The sequence below is a fragment of the Motilimonas sp. E26 genome, assembly GCF_021278025.1.
Classification (GTDB): Bacteria; Pseudomonadota; Gammaproteobacteria; order Enterobacterales; family CBDFNC01; genus Motilimonas.
Window position 1 is genome coordinate 1 of the sequence record NZ_JAIBHJ010000082.1, and the last position, 590, is coordinate 590.

At 42.7% G+C, this 590-nt stretch carries 2 tRNA genes; both read left to right on the forward strand.

The features are described 5' to 3' along the window. The first annotated feature begins 96 nt into the window (after positions 1-96). A tRNA-Ile gene (locus K1M91_RS21220) sits at positions 97-173 on the forward strand. 135 nt (positions 174-308) lie between these two features. After that, positions 309-384, forward strand: a tRNA-Ala gene (locus tag K1M91_RS21225). The last annotated feature ends 206 nt before the right edge of the window (positions 385-590 follow it).

The window sequence follows — 590 nt, forward strand, 5'->3', positions numbered from 1 at the left end:
GCTGGATCACCTCCTTACCAAAAGCGACGTTGTCTTGTTGACGAGAGTCAATGAGTGTTCACACAGATTGTATGATTACATTGGGTAAAAAACATCGGGTCTGTAGCTCAGTTGGTTAGAGCGCACCCCTGATAAGGGTGAGGTCGGTAGTTCAAATCTACTCAGACCCACCAAATCTTCGCAATACTGCGTTATTAAGTTCGTCGTTTAGCTTGCTAAACTTCCTCACTTAATGCTTTGTCTTGCTTGATTTGGCCACTATGCCATCCTCCCAGGTGGTTTAGGGTTCGATGTTTTAGAAGATATTTGGGGCTATAGCTCAGCTGGGAGAGCGCCTGCCTTGCACGCAGGAGGTCAGCGGTTCGATCCCGCTTAGCTCCACCAAATCTTCATGTTCGGCCAAGATAGGCCAAAGTTAAGTTTAAGCAATTTAACTTTGGCTTTTTTTAGCGATAAAGAAAGCCCGCTCTTTAAAAATTTGGAAAGCTGATAAAAGTTCATTGAACGTTTTTGAAACGCAAGTTTTGATGATGTTCAATACCGATACTTCTTAGCAATAAGAAGTTATCAAGCAAACAAAATGATAACGC